Origin of the sequence: Autumnicola edwardsiae (assembly GCF_031846505.1) — a bacterium.
Lineage (GTDB): Bacteria > Bacteroidota > Bacteroidia > Flavobacteriales > Flavobacteriaceae > Autumnicola > Autumnicola edwardsiae.
This window is the reverse complement of record NZ_JAVRHP010000018.1, coordinates 1-23,511: the sequence shown is the minus strand read 5'-3', so window position 1 is coordinate 23,511 and position 23,511 is coordinate 1. Positions and strand designations below refer to the sequence as shown.

Here is a 23,511-nt window from a genome sequence, read left to right as displayed (position 1 = left end):
GGGGAGGATTTAGGAGGGGGATTTATTTCACCTCTTCAAAATCTACATCTTCTACATCGTCTCCGCCTTTAGACTCACCGCCTCCGGCTTGTCCTCCCTGGGCTCCGGTCGCACCTTGTTCAGGTCCGCCTGGTTGTCCGCCCTGGGCTTCGGCTTGTGCTTTGTACATTTCTTCAGAAGCTGTTTTCCAGGCTTCGTTCAATTTATCCAAAGCAGGAGAGATTTGCTCAAGCTCTTTGGTTTCGTAAGCTGTCTTAAGCTCTGCAAGTGCATCTTCAACAGGCTTTTTCTTATCTTCAGAAATCTTATCACCAAATTCTTTCAGTTGCTTTTCAGTCTGGAAGATCATAGCATCGGCTTCATTCAGCTTATCAACTTTCTCTTTCGCTTTCTTATCGGTTTCAGCATTAGCTTCGGCCTCTTTCTTCATTTTCTCGATTTCCTCTTCGGTTAATCCTGAAGAAGCCTCGATCCTGATATCCTGAGATTTTCCTGTAGCTTTATCTGTCGCGCTTACTTTAATGATACCGTTGGCATCAATATCAAAGGTCACTTCAATTTGAGGAGTTCCTCTTGGCGCTGGTGGAATTCCGTCTAAATGGAATCTACCAATTGTTTTATTATCTGTCGCCATTGGACGCTCACCCTGCAACACATGGATTTCTACAGAAGGCTGATTATCTGCCGCGGTAGAGAATGTCTGTGATTTTTTAGTCGGGATTGTCGTGTTAGATTCAATAAGCTTTGTATTCACACCACCCATTGTTTCAATACCTAAAGAAAGCGGAGTAACATCAAGAAGCAATACATCTTTTACATCTCCTGTAAGTACACCACCCTGGATAGCAGCTCCAATTGCCACAACCTCATCTGGGTTTACTCCTTTAGAGGGTTTTTTTCCAAAGAATGCCTCTACTTCTTCCTGAATTTTAGGAATACGTGTAGAACCACCAACTAAGATCACCTCATCAATATCACTTTTGGAAAGTCCTGCATCATTAAGTGCCTTTTTAACCGGCTCCATAGAACGGGTTACCAGTTCTGAAGCTAATTGCTCAAACTTAGAACGGCTAATGGTTTCCACCAGGTGCTTAGGTCCGCTGGAAGTTGCAGTTACATAAGGCAGGTTGATTTCTGTCTGACTTGAAGAAGACAACTCGATTTTTGCCTTTTCAGCAGCTTCTTTTAAACGCTGTAGCGCCATTGGATCTTTTCTCAAGTCGATATCTTCCGCTTTCTGGAAAGTATCTGCAAGATAATCTATCAGAACCTCATCAAAATCATCACCCCCAAGGTGCGTATCACCGTTAGTAGAAAGTACTTCAAAAACTCCGTCTCCTAATTCAAGAATAGAAATATCAAAGGTACCACCACCAAGGTCATAAACAGCAATTTTCTGATCCTGGGATTTTTTATCCAGTCCGTAAGCAAGTGCTGCCGCGGTTGGCTCGTTTATAATTCGGCTAACTTTTAGTCCGGCGATTTCCCCGGCTTCTTTTGTAGCCTGACGCTGGGAATCGTTAAAGTAAGCTGGCACGGTAATTACCGCTTCGGTTACGTCCTGTCCAAGATAATCTTCTGCGGTTTTCTTCATTTTCTGAAGTACCATTGCAGAAAGTTCCTGCGGAGTATATTTTCTTCCGTCCACATCTACACGCGGAGTGTCATTATCTCCTTTTACTACTTTATAAGGAACCCTTCCTGCTTCTCTTTCAGATTCAGAAAATTTATTTCCCATAAAACGCTTAATAGACGAAATGGTTTTTTGTGGGTTGGTTACAGCCTGACGTTTTGCAGGATCCCCTACTTTTATTTCGCCACCCTCTACAAATGCAATTACAGAAGGTGTAGTTCTTTTTCCTTCGGCATTAGGTATAACCGTTGGTTCGTTACCTTCCATTACGGCAACGCAAGAGTTGGTCGTACCTAAGTCAATTCCAATTATTTTACTCATAACTTTATACGTTGATTTTTATGTTATTGTTTCAATTTCTCGATCAGTTAAAGTCAATCTTTATGCCAGCGGAAAAGTTATGACAGGATGTCAGAATTACTTTAATTATAATGGCATTCCCCCATTTCATTACGGGCCGGGCTATCCGCTGTATCCGCGAAGAAAAATTCGCGGATGCCGCTCCTATCCCTAATGCATTTTTAGTGGGAAAGTGAAAAGTCGAAAAGTGAAAAGTTAATGAGTCAAGGAATCAAAGGGAGAGTACTGAGCAGAATTTCGGTGGTTCAGCCCAGATTCGAACTCTCCACTTTCCACTCTTCACTTCTATCATTTTCCATTTTCAAATTAGCACATTTTCAAATTCTTCAATAAAACCTTCTACTACTCCTAATATTCTTATAGAACAAGCGCTAATGCCACTTTAGATTTGTATTTTTGCAAAAATTCTACCTTAGAATGCGAAAAAGAGAAATAGTTAGTGTTTTTGACATGCTCAAAATAGGAGTTGGTCCTTCCAGCTCCCACACCCTTGGACCATGGCGGGCCGCACAAAGATGGATTGCCGAACTCAAGCAGAAAGAAATATTTCAGGCAGTAGAAAACATTCATATAGACCTCTACGGATCATTATCCCTCACGGGAAAAGGACATGCTACAGATGTAGCTACAGTTTTAGGGTTATGCGGACACGACCCCGTTACTATGGATATTAGCATTATCAACAGCGAAATCGAAAAGATAAAAGCGCAGAAAATTCTGAAATTAAACGGTGAAAAGGAAATTAATTTTACCTGGGAAACCAATGTGAAATTCAATCGTAAATTCCTGGAATTTCATCCTAACGGGATGACCTTCCGTGCGCAGCTCGATAATGGTAAAAAAACAGCCTCCTCCTTTTACTCTATCGGAGGCGGGTTTGTGGTGAAAAAGGAAAGGAAGAATGCTAAAAAACAAATGCAGAATTTCAAAGGCTTTCCCTTTCCTATAGAAAAGGCCACCGAACTTCAGGAATATTGTAAAGCCGAAAATAAAAGAATTTCAGACATCGTCCTGGAAAACGAGAAATCCTTACGTTCTGAAGAAGAAATTGATTCGGGATTACGTAAAATATGGAACGTAATGCTGGAATCCATGTATATTGGCTGCCATACCGAGGGTACCCTTCCCGGCGGACTCAATGTAAAACGCCGCGCCTTCGAAATGCACCAGCGCCTTATCCAGGAAGGAAATTACGATTCTCCCGAAGAATGGATTGAGGTAATTAGAAACACCGAGGTCAAATTCCGTGAAATTTTGAAATGGGTGAGTTGTTTCGCGCTGAGTGTAAATGAAGTAAACGCATCCCTTGGCCGTGTGGTGACCGCTCCCACCAACGGAAGTGCCGGCACGGTACCCGCCGTGATGATGTATTATATGGTTATTGAAAATCACAATGCTACTTTTGAAGATTTAAAGCGCTTTATGCTGGTTGCCGGTGAAATTGGCAGCCTGTTTAAAAAAGGAGCCACAATTTCTGCAGCAATGGGCGGGTGCCAGGCCGAAATTGGTGTTTCTTCGGCTATGGCCGCAGCGGGGTTAACAGAACTTCTCGGCGGCTCACCGGAACAGGTGCTCATGGCCGCTGAAATTTCTATGGAACATCATCTTGGACTCACTTGTGATCCTATTGGTGGCTTGGTGCAGGTGCCCTGCATAGAGCGAAACGCCATGGGTGCCATAAAAGCAATAAACGCTGCCGAAATGGCTCTGGAAAGTGATGCCAGTAAAGCAAAAGTACCTCTGGACAAAGTTATAGAAACTATGTGGGAAACCGCAAAAGACATGAATTCTAAGTATAAAGAAACTTCAGAGGGCGGACTGGCGGTAAAAGTGAACATGAGCGACTGTTAAACTTTAAGCAGTTTTCCTGTAAAGATCTGTAAGACTATTTTTCTGTCTTGTTGAAAATTATCAAAACAGTACATTTACATTCAGATTTTTTAACAACTAATTTCCGCAAAATTGGTTCAGCCCAAAAGTTTTTCTGAAAAGCTCAAAAACCTGTTTCGTAATTACGGATTTATGATTGGCTGCTATTTTGCCTTTTTCGCGATATTGGGCATTTTAACCTCTTCATTCCCAAACCTCGATTTAGACCAATACCAACAGACAGAACTTTTTAAAATGCTGGATGAGAGTCCGCTAAGATTTGCCGTTATGGCTTTAATTGTAGCTCCGGTCCTGGAAGAAGGGATTTTTAGGAGTCTGGTAAAACCCTCTAAAAACAACATCCTTTTTTTTCTCACCACAACTCTTATCATAACAGGTACCTTTCTTATTCCGCAAGAAGTTCACTGGCTAATAAGTTTCTTTTTATGCTCCTTTGCGGGAGTACTTATTTTTCTGTTTCTAAAAGCAATAATTCCTCAAAAACCTTTGCACAGGCTTTGTAAAATGCTCACTTCCGCATATCGGCATGTCTGGTTCCTTAGCTCCTTAATTTTTGGCCTCGTCCACATCTATAATTACGTTCCGGCTTTTGAAGTAAACCTGCCACTGTTTCTGCTCATTTTCCCCCGGATTATCGCAGGTTTTTTCTTCGGAAAAATTAAAATTGAAAATAATAGTCTCATCTGGCCAATTGCCATGCATACCATGAACAACAGTATTATCCTTTTCTTATTTATTCCTAAAATGTTTTAAGCATTTAACAAACGATTAAAACAGAAGCTTTTCGTTTTTTGTACCTTATTGCCTGCTGAAAAAATGAGGAAACTCATCTCTTTTCAGCAGGTTTTCAGTTTTGCTGAAAATCAATTATGTATTAGTTCATCAAAAAAATAAACTATGAAAGCTGTACAAGTAAAAGAAAAAGGAGGCGATTTTGTTGTTGTAGATATCGATAAACCCTCTCCAAAAGAAAATGAAATTCTAATTAAAGTTGAAGCCTGCGGAATTTGCCATAGCGACGCTATTGTAAAAGAAGGCATTTTCCCTATAGATTATCCCCGCGTTCCGGGCCATGAAGTAGTGGGAATTGTTGAAGAAGTCGGCGAACGCGTAACTAAATGGAAAAAAGGACAACGGGTTGGTGTTGGATGGCATGGCGGCCATTGTTTTACCTGCCAACCATGTCGCCGCGGAGATTTTATCAACTGTGAGAATGCTAAAATCAGCGGAATCTCCTACGACGGTGGCTACGCTGAGTATATGACTGCCCCCCACGAAGCCGTGGCCAGCATCCCCGACGATTTATCGTCAGCAGATGCTGCGCCCTTATTATGTGCGGGAATTACCGTTTTTAATGCTATAAGAAATGCAGGAGTTTCCGCAGGAGACACTGTGGCCGTGCAGGGAATTGGCGGTCTTGGGCATTTGGCTGTTCAGTACGCTGCCAAGATGGGTATGAGAACTGTTGCCATTTCTACCAGTGACGACAAAAAGGAGCTGGCAAAAGAACTGGGCGCACATCATTTTATTAATGCAAAAGAAAAAGATGCTGCAGAAGAACTTCAAAAATTAGGCGGCGCCGATTTAATCCTGGCTACTGCCCCAAGCAGCAAAGCTATAAGTTCAGTTATTGACGGGATTGGAATTAACGGAAAAATTGTAATGGTTGCCGCCACAGGCGAACCTGTAGAAGTATCCCCAATGCAACTATTAATGGGACGAAAAACAGCAGCCGGTTGGGCCAGCGGTACCGCTATGGATTCTGAAGACACACTCAATTTTAGTGCTCTAAGTGGAACCACTCCTATGATAGAGGAATTTCCATTAGATAAAGTAAATGAAGCTTACGATAAAATGATCAACAACAAAGCTCGTTTTAGGGTTGTTTTAAAACCATAGACTAAAGAAAAATCAGAAGAAGAGCATTCTTCATCTTTAAATTTTTCAGTATTGAAACAGGCTGTGCGAATTTTTTGCACAGCCTTTCTTTATACTACAGGTCGAAAACTGGCATTTTGAGCAATGCCTTTTTGGATATTGTAGGTATAATTTTCTCCTGGCGCTTTCTCATATGATCTGAAATCAAACAGACCTACGAGGTTCTGAAAACCTCACAGGAATCCCGCCTCTCCTGTTTATTTTTAAAAGCGATAATTGACATTTGGGATGCATCTTTCTATTTAATATAGCGAGATAGGAATGCAGTTACTATCCTGCAAGGTCTTTTTTTGACCTTGTAGGTATAGTTTTTTCTTCATACCTTCCTTAAACGATCTGAAATTAAACAGACCTACGAGGTTTTTAAAACCTCGCAGGAATCCTGCCCCTCCTGGTTATTACTACAAAGGAAGATTGTCATTATGGACGTCTCTCTATTTATTAGCAGAGAATCCTCACAGGTTTTGAAAACCTGTGAGGATTGGTGCTGACCCTAAAAAGAATTTAGAAGATTAATTCAGCCAACAATAGGCCGAAAATTGCCATTTCCATGTTATGACCTTTAGACCAAACATCCAGCTATAAATGAAGGTTCAGAAATCAAAAATCTTAATTTTCCCATTTTGGAACTTCATCAATAACCGTTTTTGTTTCGCCTTCCTGCCTTTCCTGAGCTTCAAATTCTGCACAGCCCTCTTTTTTACGGGTATCCATCAAATAAATGATCTTGTACTCCTCTCCTACTTTTATAAGCTGAAAAGAATTTACCCCACAATGCCGCAGTTGTTCGTTTACATAAACTGAATATGGTGTTAATACACTTGCCAGCTCTCCGGAAGCATGAACAGCTATGGAATGAAGCCGCTCTTCAAAGTTTGTAGTTCTAGGTATGGAAGCAATAGATTTTAAAAATTCGGAATATGCAGAAGCGTTTACTGTAGTATTACCTGCAGTGTCTATCGCAACAGATCTCATCACAATATCCGGATGGGCAAATTTCCGTAGTGCCACAGTATCCTGCTCATGAAGTTTTTCAAAGAAATCCTTAACTAATTTCACAGCAGCGTCTTTGTTTTGTGCCTCTAAATCTTCTTCAGATTGCAATTCCGAAGAAATAGTATCCTCCTGGGCCCGGGTAAAATTTATTCCGAAGAAAATTAGAAAAAGGATTGTAACTAAGCTTTTCATACAAATTTAATTTAAGTTCCAACCAATTTTTACTGTAAGAACGCTTCATTGACGTCCTACTTTCACATAAATCGCTTGGAAGGTGGTCAACTAATTTACTACTTTTACTTGAACTAAAAATGAGATTAATGTCAGTTGCAAAAAAGGAATATAAGAGGATCACTGTGAAGTCTTTGGTAGACATGAAATCGAATGGTGAAAAGATAGCCATGTTAACCGCTTACGATTACAGCATGGCAAAAATTGTAGATGGAGCTGGTGTGGACGTTATTCTTGTTGGCGACTCGGCCAGCAATGTAATGGCCGGTTATGAAACGACCTTGCCTATTACGCTGGACCAAATGATTTATCACGCATCTGGCGTTGTAAGGGCAATTAACAGGTCTTTGGTAGTTGTAGATTTACCCTTCGGAAGTTACCAAAGTGACCCTAAAGAGGCGCTTCGGTCGGCTATTAGGATTATGAAGGAAAGCGGTGCTCATGCTGTAAAGCTGGAAGGTGGGAAGGAAGTAAAAGATTCGATTAAAAGGATTCTTCACGCCGGAATTCCCGTTATGGGGCATTTGGGTCTTACCCCGCAGTCTATTTACAAATTCGGAACTTATACCGTGAGGGCAAAAGAGGAACAGGAAGCTGAAAAGCTAAAGTCTGATGCTTTGCTACTCGAAAAAATAGGATGTTTTGCTGTTGTTTTGGAAAAAGTACCTGCAAAATTAGCCAAAGAAGTTGCAGAAAGCCTTACCATCCCGGTGATAGGAATTGGTGCCGGAAATGGTGTGGACGGACAGGTTTTAGTAGTTCACGATATGCTGGGAATGACGCACGAATTTAATCCGCGGTTTTTAAGGCGCTACGCAGACCTTCATGCTGAAATGACCAGTGCTTTTGAAAATTATACTAAGGATGTGAAGAGTAAAAATTTCCCTTCAGATGAAGAACAGTATTAGTTCGGAGTTTGGAGTTATAAGCACCCGCATTATTTTTTAAGAAATTATCCAGTATTGAATTCAGAAAAAACAATCTCTACAAAAAACAATCTTCAGGTGTTATATGAAGATAATCATATAATTGTGGTGAATAAGCGGCCGGGAGATATTGTGCAGGGGGATAAAACAGGGGACAAACCGCTTAGTGAAGTCGTAAAATCATATCTGAAGGAAAAATATAACAAACCCGGAAAGGTGTACCTGGGCGTAGTTCACCGGCTTGACCGCCCCACCAGCGGAATTGTGCTTTTTTCTAAAACTTCAAAGGCATTACCGCGGTTAAACAAACTTTTTCAGCAAAAAGACGCCAGTAAAACCTATTGGGCGGTGGTAAAAAATCCGCCTCCAAAAGATAGGGACACGCTGGTTCATTATATGAAGCGCAACCCGAAACAAAACAAATCCTACGCTCATATTAAAGAAGTTCCTGATAGTAAAAAGGCTATTCTGGATTATAAAGTTTTAAAGGAACTGGATAATTATTACCTGCTGGAAATCGATTTGCACACCGGACGCCATCACCAAATAAGGAGTCAGTTATCTTCTATTGGCAGCTCTGTAAAAGGAGATTTAAAGTATGGTTTTGACCGCAGTAATAAAGATGCGAGTATTCATCTTCATGCAAGGGAATTAAAATTTATTCATCCAGTAAAAAAAGAAGAGGTGCATATCGTTGCGCCCACACCTTCAGATGCAATCTGGGACGCCTGTAACGTTTAAGCCTCTCTTTTAATACTTCTAAAAATTTCTGCAAAGACCGCAAAAACAATGAGGATACCCCCAATAATTGTGTTTACAGCGGGATATTCGCCTAAAAACAACAGTCCCAGCAAAATTCCATAAACCGGCTGCGCACTACTAATGATACTTGCCGCAGTTACCGAAAAATTCCTAAAACTTATGAGCAATAGGGTATGCCCAAAACACGTGGTAACGATTGCCAGAACAAGGATTGGCGGCAACTGTGAAGGCACTGCAGAAAGATCGAATAAGAACAGTACAGGAGACAACATTATTGTTATTATGATCATTTGATACATCATCAAAACCGATCCGTTGTATTTTTCTACTTCCTGTTTCATAAGAAGGTTCCTGAGCGAATAAAAAAACGCAGAAGTCACCCCAAACGCCACCGCCAAAGTCTGATCATTTTCAAAACTAAATTCCGGCACCAGAAAATAAATCCCGAAAAGGACCAGAACTGCCAGTCCCAGGTGCATTTTGCTGAATCTGGTCTTTAGCAGCAAAGGTTCCAGAAAAGTAGTAATAACGGGATAAGTATAAATAGACAACATTCCAATCGCTACGCTGGAGAGGCTGAGGGAATAGAAATAGGTAACCCAGTGTATTCCCATTAAACATCCACCAACAACTACTTTAAAAAGATCCTTTTTGTTGGCGATATTTATTTTGAACTTCCTGAACCTGCAGAACAGGTACAACACAATGCCTGCCAGAATAGCCCGGAAGGTAATGGTAACAAAAGGATCTAGTGTAATGTACCTGCCCAAAGTCCCTGAAGTGCTTATAAGCACGACTGCGAAATTAAGCTCAAGGATATGCTTTAAATGGCTCTTGTTAACAGTCAAATTATCAGATTACCTTATTACTTGCTGCGCTTTTTCATTAATTATCTCCCCCACCGGTTTATTCTCGATCTTACTCTCCAGCCACGAAATTATATCCAGGTACAAAAATGCCCTGCGCTCATAAGGATGGTCTTCATATTTCTTTAAAATTGCATGTAGCTTCCGGAATTCATTTTTAATTTCCAGGGGTGAAACGTCTGGCAAATGTCTCAAAAATTTAATCATTTCCAACTGCACTTCGTGCAAATCGTTCATCCTTATAAGGAATTTGTAGGTAGATTTAATGAGCCTTTCCAGGTGATAATCCAGGCCGGCTTCATAATGTGCAACAAGGTTGAGAATACGTGCAAAACACATAAGGTCTTCCCGCATTTCCAGGTCTTTGTTATTAATGATCTTCTTGAGATATTCTATAGACTTTTTATTTTCCCCGTTCCCAAAGTAGAGACACGCAATCTTATAGTAAAATACCATAATATGATGCTCGTCTATCCTGCTTCGGTATTTTTTAATTTTCTTCTGAATTTTTTCTACCAGCCCATCGCCATTTGCAAATTCGCCTTTCATAAACCGAAGATTTAGCTTATTCGAATAAAGATAAAGAAAGGAAAGTGCAGCAATGTTATCATCATCGGGTACTCTTGGATCTTTAAGACTGGTTTGCAAGTCCTTCAGGACCTTTTCAAATAATGTCGCATGATTAAGGTAAAAAAGCGCTTCCAGTAAATAATGGTTTCCTTTTAAATAAGAAACAGGATGAACGGCTATTAAATGTTTATTATCATTAAAAAGTTCTATCCATTTTGAAGCGTACCTAAAGCACCCCAAAAAATCCTGTGTTATAAAACTATACCATAGATAAGCTTTGTAAAGCCACAACTTTTCCCTGAATCCCAAATCACTGAACCTATATTCCGGAAGTCCCCGCTGAAAATCTTCTCTTACCTGGATGGCCTCTGCCTCGGTACGGGCATATCCCATCTTTAAGAATATCGCATAAAGATGTAACGACAAATTGGAAAGTTTGCTCGCCACAATACTCAGGTTGGTAAGTTCCTCGGTTTGGTTGATAAGCGTTTCTGCACGGTTATGGATACTCCTGGTAATATATTGCGATTCGATAATTTTCTCCCAGTCCAGAATTTCATACGCGATATTTTTCTCCTCATAATACAAAGCCGAAGATTTTACTTTATCCAAAAGCTTCAGACTTTGTTTATAGAGACCTTTTCTGTAAAGAATAATTGCAAAATCCAGCTGTTCCCTTATTTGAACCGGCATACTTTGGTGAGATGGATTCAGTCTTAAACTAATAAGTATCTGCCGGTACAAATGTGCTTTTACGTTCGATAATTGCCGTTTACTGATCTTCGTATTTTTCAGAATAACATCTTCATCATACTTTTTCAGCTTTGCCATTACCTTAAATAAATTCAGAAATTTACTGTCTGTATTTACCCCAATCCTACCAACATAGAGCGAAAATTGCCGTTTTTCTGATGGGGATAAAGATTTAATAAGAGAAAAAAGATTATCAGATAAATCGTTGGTCATTGTAACAAAAAGCTTTTTAACTAACTGGTTATCAGTATGATTACAAGTTAATACATCATTTCATTATCGTAACGGGCACTTATTGAAGGCCTTAAAGGGCAGATGTATATAATACTTTAGTTAAAGATAAAGCAAAAAATATCTCTTATGAGTACTGAAAAGGTAGAAATTTTTGACACAACGTTACGGGATGGAGAACAAGTACCAGGCTGCAAATTAAACACAGTCCAGAAATTAAAAATTGCTGCACGACTCGATGATCTGGGAGTAGATGTGATTGAAGCAGGTTTTCCTGTATCCAGCCCCGGTGATTTCCAATCGGTTTCTGAAATATCGAAGCTGGTTAAAAATGCTGCGGTATGCGGTTTAACACGTGCAGTGAGAAAAGATATTGAAGTTGCTGCAGAAGCGCTCAAGTATGCAAAGAAGCCAAGGATACACACCGGAATAGGAACTTCCGATTCCCATATCAAATACAAATTCAATTCCACGCCAGAGAAAATTATCGAAAGGGCCAAAGACGCTGTGGCCTACGCTAAAACTTTTGTGGAAGATGTAGAATTTTATGCTGAAGATGCAGGCCGTACAAATAATGAATTCCTGGCAAAAGTATGCACAGCAGCAGTGAAAGCCGGTGCTACGGTTTTAAATATCCCCGATACTACAGGCTATTGTCTTCCTGAAGAATATGGCAAAAAGATCAAATATTTAAAGGAAAATGTGAAAGGAATAGAGAATGTTCGTATTTCCTGTCATTGCCATAATGATCTTGGCCTTTCAACTGCTAATGCCCTTGCAGGTATTACCAATGGAGCGAGACAAATAGAATGTACTATTAATGGGATTGGCGAACGTGCAGGAAACACTGCTTTAGAAGAAATTGTTATGATTTTAAGGCAGCATCCTACGCTGAATTTCCACACCAATATTAATCCTAAATTCCTTTTTGACACCAGCGTAATGGTATCCAGGGAAATGGGAATGTTTGTACAGCCAAATAAAGCAATTGTTGGTGCTAATGCCTTTGCTCACAGCTCAGGAATTCACCAGGACGGAGTTATAAAGAACAGGGAAACCTATGAAATTATGGATCCGGCAGATGTTGGTGTAACCGAATCTGCAATTGTACTAACTGCAAGAAGCGGAAGAGCAGCTTTGGCCTACCGCGCCAAGAAAATGGGCTACGAATTAACCAAACTTCAGTTAGATTGCGTTTATAATGAATTTTTAAACTACGCCGATTGTAGAAAAGAAGTCGTCGATACCGACATCCACGAAATCGTGGCGATGTCTAGAAAACACATGGCTATTGCATAATGAAGAAAACACTTTTTGATAAAATCTGGGATTCTCATATTGTAGAATCCATCCCTAACGGACCGGATATTTTATATATCGATAAACACCTTATTCACGAGGTAACAAGTCCGCAGGCTTTTAATGAATTAAAGGAAAGGGACGTTCCACTTTTTCGTCCCGAACAAACAGTTGCCACGGCAGATCATAATACGCCTACAGAAAATCAACACCTTCCTGTTAAGGACCTTTTGTCCAGAAAACAACTGAAGGAATTGACACAGAACTGTGAGGAAAATAATATTACCCTTTATGGCTTAGGTCATCCTTATAACGGGATTGTACACGTGATGGCTCCCGAACTTGGGATTACCCAACCGGGAATGACAATTGTATGCGGAGACAGCCACACCTCCACCCACGGTGCTTTTGGAACTATTGCTTTTGGCATCGGGACCAGCCAGGTGGCACAGGTTTTTGCGAGCCAGTGCCTTTTGGTAGAAAAACCAAAAAAGCTAAGGGTTAACGTAAATGGCAAACTGAAAAAAGGAGTTCTTCCAAAGGACGTTATTTTATATATCATCAGTAAACTCGGAACAAATTCCGGTACCGGATATTTCTGCGAGTATGCAGGAGATGTGTTTGAGAGCATGTCTATGGAAGGCCGCATGACGGTTTGTAATATGAGTATCGAAATGGGGGCGCGTGGCGGATTAATTGCTCCCGATCAAACTACTTTCGATTATGTTGAAGGAAAAGAATTTGCTCCAAAAGGAGAAGAATTCGAAAACCTGAAGGCTTACTGGAAAACCTTAAAAACAGACGAAGGAGCTGAATTTGACCAGGAATATTCTTTTGATGCTGAAGATATCGAACCTATGATCACTTATGGCACCAATCCCGGAATGGGTATAAAGCTTAATGAGGCTATTCCCGTAGAAGGTACAAAAAGTGATGCCAAAGCATTATCTTATATGGGCTTTCAGCCAGGAGAATCCCTTTTGGAAAAACCAATCAATTATATTTTTATTGGAAGTTGTACTAATTCCAGGATTGAAGATTTCAGAACCGCAGCAGCTTATATTAAAGGCAAAAAGAAAGCTGATAATGTAAATGCGCTGATTGTTCCAGGATCAAGACAAGTTGCCGCTCAAATTCAGGAAGAAGGCCTTCACACCATTTTTGAAGAAGCCGGATTTACACTAAGACAGCCCGGATGTTCTGCTTGTCTCGCCATGAACGACGATAAAATACCGGCCGGGGAATATTGTGTTTCCACAAGTAACCGGAACTTTGAAGGACGACAGGGCCAGGGTTCAAGAACAATTCTTGCCAGCCCGTTAACCGCCGCTGCAACCGCAATTGCAGGAAAATTAACAGACTATACAAAAATGCTTAACTAATGGAAAAATTTACCACACTTACAGATACCGCTGTTCCATTAGATATAGAAAATGTGGATACAGATCAGATTATTCCTGCCAGGTTCCTAAAAGCTACCGATAAGGCAGGTTTTGGAGAAAACCTCTTCCGGGACTGGAGATTTGACAAGAATGATGAACCTAATCCCGATTTTCCTTTAAACAATCCAAATTTTTCAGGCTCAATTCTGGTTGCCGGGAATAATTTTGGATGTGGATCCAGCCGGGAACATGCCGCCTGGGCAATTAAAGCCTATGGTTTTAAAGTAGTTGTTTCCAGCTATTTCGCAGATATTTTTAAGGGGAATTCCTTGAATAACGGATTATTGCCGGTGCAGGTAAACCAGGAGTTTCTTGATGAAATTTTTCTGGCTCTCCAGAAGAATTCCGAAGAAAAGATCACGGTAGATCTGGAAAACCAGGAAATAAGTATAGAAAGCACTGGAGCATCTCAGCATTTCGATATCGATCCTTATAAGAAGACCTGTATGATCAATGGTTTTGACGATATAGATTTTTTAGTAAGTAAATGGGAAGCAATAAAGAAATACGAAGAAAATAATAAAACCACCCCTACCCCGGTAGGCGTTTAATAAAGAAGAAAGCATGGCTTACATCAACCTGGACTTGTTTCAGGTTCAGTTTATGTAACGTTGGAAAAGTTTGGAATGGTGGAAGCCGAGAAATTTCTTTTTAAAAAAGTCAGAATGAAATTAAATATAGCAGTATTACCCGGAGACGGAATAGGACCTGAAATTACACAGCAATCAGTAAAAGTGTTAAAAGCGGTAGCAGATCGATTTGATCACGAATTTCAATTTGATGACGCCTTGGTAGGAGCAGCAGCAATAGATTTGCTGGAAAATCCATTACCTGAAGCTACCCTGGATTTATGCCATAAATCTGATGCTGTGTTATTCGGGGCCATTGGTCACCCCAAATACGACAATAACCCCGATGCAAAGGTACGCCCGGAGCAGGGACTACTTAAACTTAGAAAAGAACTCGGCCTTTTTGCAAATATCAGACCTGTAAGAACATATGAAAAACTTCTGGATCAATCTCCGCTAAAACGGGAACGCATTGCAGGAGCCGACATGGTTATTTATCGCGAATTGACCGGCGGAATTTATTTTGGCGAAAAAAGTACGGCCCAAGACGGAAAAAGTGCACAGGATCTTTGCTTCTATTCTGAAGAAGAAATAGACCGTATAGCTCATCTTGCCTTTAAAGCTGCGCAGCAAAGGCGCAACAAACTGACTTTGGTGGACAAAGCCAATGTTCTGGAAACCTCAAGATTGTGGCGCAAAACGGTTAAAACCATTGCCAAAGAATATCCCGATGTGGAACTGGATTTCCTGTTTGTAGATAATGCAGCCATGCAAATGATCCTTAATCCTACTCAATTTGATGTAATTCTTACAGAAAATATGTTTGGTGATATTTTATCTGATGAAGCCAGTGTAATTGGAGGAAGTATAGGACTTTTAGCTTCGGCCTCGGTAGGTAATAAAAATGCAATGTTTGAACCTATTCACGGTTCTTATCCGCAGGCTACCGGCAAAGGAATTGCCAATCCTGTAGCCTCGATACTTTCTGCTGCAATGCTGCTGGATCACTTTGATTTAACTGAAGAAGCCAATGCAGTGCGAAAAGCTGTGGAAGTAAGTATTCAGCTAAACGTATGTACACAGGATATCAACAAGGATAACCACTATACTACAGAGAAAGTAGGAGATTTCCTTGAAGGTCTTATTGCTGAAATCGATAATATCAACATCAATGACGAAAATATGAACCTGGGACAAATGACTATTATCTAAAGAAAAATTAAGTATATTTTTGGCCTCTCGCTTTGTGTGGTTTTAGCGGGAGGCCTTGTTTTTTATATCACTTTAAGTTTTTTAAAAGATTATGGGTATTTGAAATTCCTGAAAGCTACAGTCACTAATCACAAAAAATTAGCTGAGACCCGTCAGGTTTTAAAAACCTGACGGGTCTTTCTGTTGGAGTTAACAGAAGTGATCTTCGGTCTACAACTTTACATCCCTCTTCTTTTTCGCAATTTCATCAAGAGCCAGATTGTCTTTACTTCCTAAATGGGAATGTTTCTTTCCGGCTGCAGGCCGATAATTGCCATTTTGGACCTGTCCCCCAATTTCCTTATAAGCTTCTCTAAAAGACTGCCCCTGCATCACCAGGTCGTTTATACTGTCTACCGTAAAGAGGTATTTGTATTTTTCATCATTTAAATCCACATCTTTTACCTTAATTAATGCTATAGAATGAATAAAAACATCCAGAATTTCCTTAATGTTCTCCACAGCGTAAATACTGTTCTCTTTTATAAGCTGAAAATCCCTGTGATAACCGCTGGGAAGGTTATTTGTAATTAAAATCATCTCATTGGCAATACTCTGAAGCTTGTTGCACTTGCCCCTGATTAATTCAAATACGTCCGGGTTCTTTTTATGAGGCATAATGCTGGAACCCGTGGTAAGCTCGTCGGGAAAGGTAATAAAATAAAAGTTCTGACTCATATAAAGGCAAATATCCATTGCAAACCGGGACAAAGTATTTGCTACAGAAGCGATATTTGAAGTTACCGTACGTTCACATTTTCCCCTGCTCATTTGTGCGGCAACAACGTTGTATTTTAATGTTGAAAATCCTAACTCCTTCGTGGTAAATTCTCTGTCTATAGGAAATGAAGAACCATACCCTGCTGCAGATCCCAACGGATTCTGATCCACAATTTTTAAACCGGCTTCCAGTAAGTAAAGGTCGTCAATCAATAATTCCGCATAAGCCGAAAACCACAATCCGAAGGAAGACGGCATCGCCACCTGAAGGTGTGTGTAGCCCGGAAGTAGTTTTTCCTCGTGCTTCTTAGCCAAATCCAGCAAAACATCGATTAACTCCCCGGTTTTTCCTGAAATCTGCTGAAGGTTTTCTTTAAAATAGAGCTGCATAGCCACCAAAACCTGGTCGTTCCTGGAACGTGCCGTATGAATTTTTTTTCCGGTGTCGCCAAGAACTTCTGTAAGATCAAATTCTATTTTAGAATGAACATCTTCAAATTCTTCTGCTATATGAAAATTGCCATTTTTAAGCTGTCGCTGTAATTTCTCCAGTTCCTTCTCAATAGCCGTAACTTCTTCATCATCTAAAATCCCCACTTTCCCAAGCATTTTGGCATGCGCTTTTGAAGCTTTAATATCATATTCGGCAAGGAACATATCCAGTTCCCGATCGTTTCCCACGGTGAATTTTTCTATTTTTTTATCTATCGATATTCCTTTGTCCCAGAGTTTCATATATGATGTTTTGGTTTATCTGAGACCTCAAAGGTCTTGAAGACCTGTGAGGTCTGCATTTATTCTTTTTTACCACAAATGCACGAATATTTTCAAAACTTATTTGTTTAAATATTCAGGAGTCGTCAATATTTACAATTAATTATTCGTGTATTAGTGGTTATTTCTCCTGTTCGGGCCCAGATTTAATACTACTTTAGCGCCTTGTCCAGGAGCTTTATATACTTTTCAATTCCTTCTTCCACTTCTTTTACGTAAATAAACTCATCTGCGGAATGTGATCTTGTGGAATCTCCGGGACCTAATTTTAATGAAGGGCATTTCAGCATCGCCTGATCTGAAAGTGTGGGAGAACCGTAGGTTTCCATTCCTAAACTCACACCAGCTTTCACCAAATCATGTTCCTGCGGAATAGAGGATGAATTTAACCGAAGCGAACGAGGTATAATTTCGTCTACCGGGGCTTCTTTTTTCAAAATCTCGGCAACTTCAGCATTGCTGTAGCAATCGTTAACACGTACATCTATAACCAAATCTACCTTTCCAGGTACCACGTTGTGCTGACTTCCGGCCTTGATCTGGGTCACCGTTAATTTAACTTCGCCCAGGGCTTCAGAAACTTCCTTAAACCTGAAGTTTTCAAACCACTGTAGAACCTTTGCCATTTTATAAATCGCATTATTGTCGTTGGGGTGCGCGGCATGAGAAGGTGTTCCTTTTACAACAGCATCAAAAACCACCAGACCTTTTTCTGCTATCGCCAGTTGCATTAAAGTAGGCTCTCCCACAATAGCAACATCGATATTTGGCATTTTAGGCAGCAGGCTTGAAATTCCATTTTTACCATTCGTTTCTTCTTCCGCAGAGCCTGCAAACACAATGTTATACTCTAAATCTTCAGCTTCATAAAACCATGTAAAGGTCGCCAAAAGCGAAACAAGGCAGCCTCCCGCATCGTTACTCCCCAGTCCGAACAATTTTCCGCCTTCAATTTCAGCTTTAAAAGGATCCCTGGTGTAGCCAGAATTGGGTTTAACAGTATCGTGATGAGAATTGAGCAGTAAAGTAGGCTTCGACTCATCAAAATTTTTATTAACCGCCCAAACATTGTTCAGATGTTTCTTAAAAGTAATATTATGACTTGTGCACCAGTCTTCCAATAGTTTGGCCGTACCATCTTCCTCTTCTGAAAAAGATTGGGTTTCAATTAGATTTTTCAGCAAATCAAGCGCCTGACTCTGAAGTTCTGGTAAACTCATTATTTTACTATTTTTGTATGTATTAAATTCTTTTTTAAGAGGTTGGAATCGCCTAATCTTATTTTGGTGACGCCGTGTTGCAGCGCCTGAAAGCAATTATGAAGTTTTGGCAGCATTCCTTCACTAATAATCCCCCTGTTCATCAATTGCTTATAAAGCTGCTCATCAATTTCCTCTATTATGGACTCGTCATTTTCAACATCGGTAAGCACTCCTTTTTTTTCAAAGCAAAAATCAAGTTCTGTATCATAAATGGCAGACATAGCCTTGGCCACTTCTGCAGCTACAGAATCTCCATTGGTGTTATAAAGTTGCCCGTCCCCACTGTACGAAATCGCGGAGAAAACCGGAATGATATTTTGTTCCAGAAGTGAAGAAATAAAGGAGCTGTTAACTTCAACAATATCACCCACAAAACCGAAATCCACTTCCTTAACTTCCCGCTTCTTTGAAATTATACTTGCGCCATCTGCACCACATAGGCCAATAGCGTTTGTACCACGCGCCTGGAGTTTAGCTACAATATTTTTGTTTATGAGTCCGCCGTAAACCATGGTAATCACTTTAATGGAGTTAGCATCCGTGATCCTTCTGCCATCTACCATTTTAGTTTCGTATCCAAGCTTTTCAGCTGTTTTGGTGGCCATACTTCCGCCGCCATGTATAAGAATTTTGGGAGTTTCCAAAGCAGAGAAATCTTTGAGGAATTCCCTGAGCTTATTCTCATCTTCAATTAACTTCCCTCCTATTTTTACAACCTTTAGTACCTGCTTTCCCATATTATAATTTTGGACCTAATCCTTTATTAACTGATTCAGATGTTCTATAAATTCTTCTGAATAGAAATTTTATTTCTTATCCAATAATCTTCGTAATACGGCCTGTGCCGCAAACGTCCTGTTACCTGCCTGATGAATTACTACTGAATTTTCACTATCCAAAACCTCATCTGCAATAACCATATTTCTCCTTACCGGAAGGCAATGCATCACTTTTGCATTGCTGGTATTTTTGAGTTTATCGCCTGTTAACGTCCAGGAAGTATCCGTTTTTAACACTTTCCCATATTGCTCATAACTACTCCAGTTTTTCACATATACAAAATCAGCGTCTTTTAAAGCTTCTTCCTGATTGTGAATAACTTCAACGTTTTTGGTGATTTCCGGATTTAAATCGTAACCTTCCGGATTGGTGATCACAAAATCCACATCTAATTTCTGCATCACTTCAGCAAAAGAATTAGGTACAGATTGCGGCAGCGCTTTTGGGTGCGGCGCCCACGTAAGCACCACTTTTGGCTTCTTATCAGATTTTAATTCTGAAATCGTAATTGCATCTGTAAGTGCCTGTAATGGATGTCCCGTTGCACTTTCAAGGTTAATTACAGGAACAGAAGCATATTTCTGAAAACTCTTCAGCACCACTTCTGCTTCGTCTTTTTCTTTATCTTTTAAATCGGGAAAAGCCCGCACGGCAATAATGTCACAATATTGTGACAGCACTGCGGCAGCTTCTTTAATATGTTCTGCTTTATTGGAATCCATTACCGCTCCATCTTCAAATTCCAATGCCCAACCATCCTTATCGGCATTCATTACCATCACTTCCATCCCCAGTAATTTTGCCGCCTTTTCAGTGCTTAAACGCGTACGCAGACTTGGATTGAAAAACAGCATTCCCAAAGTTTTTCCTTTTCCGGCCTCTGCTGACGTGTTCTTCTTTTTTAACTGAAGCGCCTCTCTAATTAGTTCCTGCAAATCTTCTATGTCTGATAATGTAATGTAATTGTTCATTTAGTTGAATTTACTTTTAATCTCTCCTGCAAGGTCTTGCAGACCTTGTAGGTTTCTTTTTACTCTATTTTTTACAAGACCTCATGGGTTTTGAAACCCGTTATTCTCAATACTTTTCTAAACATTGTTACTCTACAGCCAGACCTACAAGGTTTTGAAAACCTTGCAGGAAGTTAGTTAATAACAGTATCTGTGAGGTCTAATAATGAGCTGTTGAAACTCTTTTATTAAACCTACAAGGTTTTAAAAACCTTGCAGGTTCAGCTTAACGCCATATTTAAGGCTTCAAAGAAGACGTCAAACTGTTCCTGTTTAATATTTAGCGGAGGCAGAATCCTGAGTAGCTTTTTATTTGAAGCCGCGCCTGTAAAAACATGATGTTCAAATAACAGCTTTTTCCTGAGGGAAGCGATTTCAAAATCGAATTCCAGCCCTATCATTAATCCTCTTCCTTTAACTTTTTTGATCTGCGGAATTTGAGCCGCATGTTCTTTTACATAATCAAAAAGAGCTTTGGCATTTCCGATGAGTTCTTCTTTTTCAATAATTTCCAGGACAGCTATTCCTGCAGCACAGGCAAGGTGATTCCCTCCAAAGGTAGTTCCCAGCATTCCCGGTTTCGCCTGAATCTTACTGTCAATTAGAATACCGCCGATTGGAAAACCATTCCCCATTCCTTTGGCCATAGAAATAATATCGGGTCTTATTCCGTGCTTTTGAAAAGCAAAAAAATCTCCCGTCCTGCCATAACCCGCCTGGACCTCATCTGCAATTAAAATTGCTCCATGTTTTTCACAAAGTTCAGAAGCCTTTTTATAAAATTCGGTACTGGCTTCATCCAGCCCGCCAACTCCCTGGATAACTTCAAAAATTACGGCGGCAACATCTCCTTTTTTCAGTTCATTTTCCAGTGCTTCAGTATCATCAAAAGCTAACTTTACAGCATGATGTCCTTTGTTAAAAGGTGCTTTAATACCTTCATTATCTGTAACTGCCACCACCCCGGAAGTTCTTCCGTGGAAAGCTTTTTCAAAATAGATTACCTTATCCTTTCCTGTCTGGAAAGAAGCGAGTTTTAGTGCATTTTCATTGGCTTCAGCTCCAGAATTACACAAAAACAAGCTGTAATCTTTAACTCCGGAAACCGTTTCCAGCTTTTCCGCAAGCTCCTTTTGTAGCGGATTTTTAATGGAATTGGAATAAAACCCCAGCTTATTAACCTGATCTGTAATGGCCTTAACGTACAACGGATGGGAATGACCTACAGAAATCACGGCGTGACCGCCATACAAATCCAGGTATTCTATATTATTTTCATCAAAAACATAAGCGCCTTCGCCTTTTACAGGAGTAATATCGTAAAGCGGATATACATCGAATAATTCCATAATTACTGTTCTGAAATTGAATTAATTTTTCTAAAAGATGCCTGGATACCTTGTATAAGTGAAGAACTGAGCCCATTATGTTCCATTTCGTTAAGACCTTCAATAGTACAACCTCTGGGTGTTGTAACCTTATCTATTTCCTCTTCGGGATGCTTACCCGATTCTATTAACAAACTGGCAGCTCCCAGGCAGGTTTGCATAGACAGCTCCTGAGCTTCTTTTGCATCAAAACCTAACTGTACCGCTCCCTGTGTGGTTGCGCGGATTAAGCGCATCCAGAAGGCTACTCCACTGGCGCAAATTACTGTTGCGGCCTGCATTTTATTTTCAGGAATAATAATACTGCTGCCAAGTCGGTTAAAAATAGCTTCAGCAATAGCAATGCGCTTTTCCCCTTTTTTGTTACTGCAAAGACAGGTCATGGATTTTCCAACCGCAATTGCCGTATTTGGCATGGAACGAATTATGAATTGATCTTCTCCAACAATGGCCTCTATTCGCGGAATTTTGAATCCGGTAACTGTAGAAATAAGAACGTGCTTATCTGTAAGTACATCTTTAATTTCTTCCAGGATACCTTCCAGCTGAGTGGGCTGAACTGCAAAAATCAGGATATCGGAATTTTTTACCGCCTCCAGGTTATCTGAAGTAACACTTACTTTAGAATATTCCTCATAATCTTTAATATCATCCACTTTCCTTTTACTCAGATAAAGCGTGGTAAAAGCATTATTTACAATAAGGCCTTTAGCAATTGAAAGTCCGAGGTTCCCGGCTCCTAAAATGGCAATTTTCATCCTTGGTTATTTTAGATTTTAAATACTGAATGTTGAATTTAATTAGTAAAGCCCTGGAAACATTAATGTCATGGTCTTTTCCTTTATCTCTTTACCTTTTTCCTGTTATTGCGAGTGAAGTGTCAGCGGAGCGAAACTATCTTATATATACGACTGTCTTCTTTTAAATATTTTTCCTCCTTCTCTCCTTAACTCTTTTCCTTCTTACCCTTTTTGTATTAAAAATAAGTCGCTTTTAAATGCAATCCTGCAGTCTCTTCCAATCCAAACATCAGATTCATATTCTGTACCGCCTGTCCTGAAGCCCCTTTCAGCAAATTATCGATCATGCTTGTGATTAAAAGTTTATCATCAAATTTCTGCAATCTCACTAATCCTTTGTTCGTATTTACCACCTGCTTTAAATGAAGCGGCTCGTCTACCACAAAAGTGAAAGCTGCATCTTTATATGCCTTCTGAAAAATGTTTTTTGCCTCCTCAATACTTCCGGAGAATTTTGTGTAGGCAGTAGAATGGATTCCGCGGGAAAAATTTCCTCTATTCGGAATAAAATTAATTTCAGCATCGTGCTTCGGCTGAAAATTCTTTACACTCTGCGTAAGCTCATTCAAATGCTGATGTTCAAAAGATTTATAAGCAGAAAAGTTATTGTCCCGCCAGGTAAAGTGCGTGGTTTCAGATAAAGAAGTGCCCGCACCCGTCGCTCCGGTAACAGCATTTATATGTATGTCTTCCTTTAACAAATTTTCCTTAGCCAGAGGCAGAATTGCAATACTTATTGCTGTGGCAAAACATCCTGGATTTGCGACGAAATTTGCCATTTTAATCGCCTCTCTGTTAAATTCAGGTAAACCATAAACAAAGGAATGATCGTCCCTTGACATCCGGTAATCGGTACTTAAATCTACAATTTTAGTCTCTTCTGAAAAATGGTTTTCAGAAAGGAATTTCACTGAATTCCCATGTCCCAGACAAAGGAAAACTACGTCAACATCTTTATTAATCTCTCCGCTAAACTGCAAGTCTGTTTCTCCTAATAAATCCTGATGCACGTTTGCAACGGGTTTTCCCGGTTGTGATGTACTGTAGACAAAATTTATGT

General features: G+C 40.0%; 20 protein-coding genes. 9 read left to right on the top strand and 11 right to left on the bottom strand.

Annotated elements, in window-relative coordinates; translation table 11 throughout:
- Positions 1 to 22 precede the first annotated feature (22 nt).
- The gene (gene dnaK, locus RM529_RS05370; RefSeq protein WP_311483724.1) at positions 23 to 1,954 is read right to left on the bottom strand and encodes a molecular chaperone DnaK; all 1,932 of its coding nucleotides are present in this window, start codon (positions 1,952 to 1,954) and stop codon (positions 23 to 25) included.
- 456 nt (positions 1,955 to 2,410) lie between these two features.
- On the opposite strand from dnaK, the gene RM529_RS05365 reads away from it, so the two are divergent.
- The 3 genes from RM529_RS05365 (at position 2,411) to RM529_RS05355 (ending at position 5,782) form a co-directional block, all read left to right on the top strand.
- On the top strand, positions 2,411 to 3,844 hold the full coding sequence (locus tag RM529_RS05365; protein ID WP_311483723.1) for an L-serine ammonia-lyase: 1,434 nt from the start codon (positions 2,411 to 2,413) through the stop codon (positions 3,842 to 3,844).
- Positions 3,845 to 3,955: 111 nt separating this feature from the next.
- A complete protein-coding gene (locus RM529_RS05360; RefSeq protein WP_311483722.1) occupies positions 3,956 to 4,636 on the top strand; it encodes a CPBP family glutamic-type intramembrane protease in 681 nt (226 codons plus the stop codon).
- Positions 4,637 to 4,780: 144 nt separating this feature from the next.
- A complete protein-coding gene (locus tag RM529_RS05355) occupies positions 4,781 to 5,782 on the top strand; it encodes an alcohol dehydrogenase (protein WP_311483721.1) in 1,002 nt (333 codons plus the stop codon).
- A 648-nt stretch (positions 5,783 to 6,430) separates the two neighbouring features.
- Here the strand turns inward: RM529_RS05355 and RM529_RS05350 are convergent.
- A complete protein-coding gene (locus tag RM529_RS05350) occupies positions 6,431 to 7,009 on the bottom strand; it encodes a nuclear transport factor 2 family protein (RefSeq protein WP_311483720.1) in 579 nt (192 codons plus the stop codon).
- A 128-nt stretch (positions 7,010 to 7,137) separates the two neighbouring features.
- Here RM529_RS05350 and panB point away from each other — a divergent pair, with 128 nt between their 5' ends.
- Both panB and RM529_RS05340 read left to right on the top strand, forming a co-directional pair.
- On the top strand, positions 7,138 to 7,956 hold the full coding sequence (gene panB / locus RM529_RS05345) for a 3-methyl-2-oxobutanoate hydroxymethyltransferase (protein WP_311483719.1): 819 nt from the start codon (positions 7,138 to 7,140) through the stop codon (positions 7,954 to 7,956).
- A gap of 54 nt (positions 7,957 to 8,010) precedes the next feature.
- Positions 8,011 to 8,715 (top strand): RluA family pseudouridine synthase, encoded by a 705-nt coding sequence (locus RM529_RS05340; RefSeq protein ID WP_311483718.1) that lies wholly within the window; start codon positions 8,011 to 8,013, stop codon positions 8,713 to 8,715.
- Here RM529_RS05340 and RM529_RS05335 read toward each other — a convergent pair.
- Together RM529_RS05335 and RM529_RS05330 are read right to left on the bottom strand one after the other, a co-directional pair.
- On the bottom strand, positions 8,712 to 9,584 hold the full coding sequence (locus RM529_RS05335) for a DMT family transporter (RefSeq protein WP_311483717.1): 873 nt from the start codon (positions 9,582 to 9,584) through the stop codon (positions 8,712 to 8,714). The two genes, RM529_RS05340 and RM529_RS05335, sit on opposite strands and share 4 nt — an antisense overlap.
- A gap of 9 nt (positions 9,585 to 9,593) precedes the next feature.
- Positions 9,594 to 11,138, bottom strand: coding sequence for a hypothetical protein (locus RM529_RS05330; RefSeq protein WP_311483716.1), 1,545 nt, complete (start codon positions 11,136 to 11,138; stop codon positions 9,594 to 9,596).
- A gap of 147 nt (positions 11,139 to 11,285) precedes the next feature.
- Between RM529_RS05330 and RM529_RS05325 the strand changes: the two genes are divergently transcribed.
- The 4 genes from RM529_RS05325 to leuB all read left to right on the top strand — a co-directional run bounded on the left by RM529_RS05325 (position 11,286) and on the right by leuB (position 15,678).
- Positions 11,286 to 12,455, top strand: coding sequence for a 2-isopropylmalate synthase (locus tag RM529_RS05325; RefSeq protein WP_311483715.1), 1,170 nt, complete (start codon positions 11,286 to 11,288; stop codon positions 12,453 to 12,455).
- Entirely contained in the window at positions 12,455 to 13,837 is a 1,383-nt protein-coding gene (gene leuC, locus RM529_RS05320; protein WP_311483714.1) for a 3-isopropylmalate dehydratase large subunit, read from the top strand. Before RM529_RS05325 ends, leuC begins: the two co-directional genes overlap by 1 nt.
- Positions 13,837 to 14,448 carry a 3-isopropylmalate dehydratase small subunit gene (gene leuD / locus RM529_RS05315; RefSeq protein ID WP_311483713.1) on the top strand — a complete coding sequence of 204 codons (612 nt, stop codon included), beginning with the start codon at positions 13,837 to 13,839 and terminating at the stop codon, positions 14,446 to 14,448. Before leuC ends, leuD begins: the two co-directional genes overlap by 1 nt.
- A gap of 114 nt (positions 14,449 to 14,562) precedes the next feature.
- On the top strand, positions 14,563 to 15,678 hold the full coding sequence (gene leuB / locus RM529_RS05310; protein ID WP_311483712.1) for a 3-isopropylmalate dehydrogenase: 1,116 nt from the start codon (positions 14,563 to 14,565) through the stop codon (positions 15,676 to 15,678).
- Positions 15,679 to 15,888: 210 nt separating this feature from the next.
- Here leuB and argH read toward each other — a convergent pair whose 3' ends face one another.
- The 7 genes from argH to argC form a co-directional block, all read right to left on the bottom strand.
- A complete protein-coding gene (gene argH / locus RM529_RS05305; RefSeq protein WP_311483711.1) occupies positions 15,889 to 17,172 on the bottom strand; it encodes an argininosuccinate lyase in 1,284 nt (427 codons plus the stop codon).
- A gap of 191 nt (positions 17,173 to 17,363) precedes the next feature.
- Positions 17,364 to 18,431, bottom strand: a complete 1,068-nt coding sequence (locus RM529_RS05300; RefSeq protein ID WP_311483710.1) for a M20 family metallo-hydrolase — start codon at positions 18,429 to 18,431, stop codon at positions 17,364 to 17,366.
- Positions 18,431 to 19,210 carry an acetylglutamate kinase gene (argB, locus tag RM529_RS05295; protein WP_311483709.1) on the bottom strand — a complete coding sequence of 260 codons (780 nt, stop codon included), beginning with the start codon at positions 19,208 to 19,210 and terminating at the stop codon, positions 18,431 to 18,433. Before argB ends, RM529_RS05300 begins: the two co-directional genes overlap by 1 nt.
- Before the next feature lie 69 nt (positions 19,211 to 19,279).
- On the bottom strand, positions 19,280 to 20,224 hold the full coding sequence (locus RM529_RS05290) for an N-acetylornithine carbamoyltransferase (protein WP_311483708.1): 945 nt from the start codon (positions 20,222 to 20,224) through the stop codon (positions 19,280 to 19,282).
- A 260-nt stretch (positions 20,225 to 20,484) separates the two neighbouring features.
- Positions 20,485 to 21,612 carry an aspartate aminotransferase family protein gene (locus RM529_RS05285; RefSeq protein WP_311483707.1) on the bottom strand — a complete coding sequence of 376 codons (1,128 nt, stop codon included), beginning with the start codon at positions 21,610 to 21,612 and terminating at the stop codon, positions 20,485 to 20,487.
- Between the two features lie 2 nt (positions 21,613 to 21,614).
- Positions 21,615 to 22,409: a pyrroline-5-carboxylate reductase gene (proC, locus tag RM529_RS05280; RefSeq protein ID WP_311483706.1), complete on the bottom strand. Its 795-nt coding sequence runs from the start codon at positions 22,407 to 22,409 to the stop codon at positions 21,615 to 21,617.
- Positions 22,410 to 22,627: 218 nt separating this feature from the next.
- The coding region (gene argC / locus RM529_RS05275; protein WP_311483705.1) for an N-acetyl-gamma-glutamyl-phosphate reductase at positions 22,628 to 23,511 on the bottom strand (884 nt) is incomplete at its 5' end.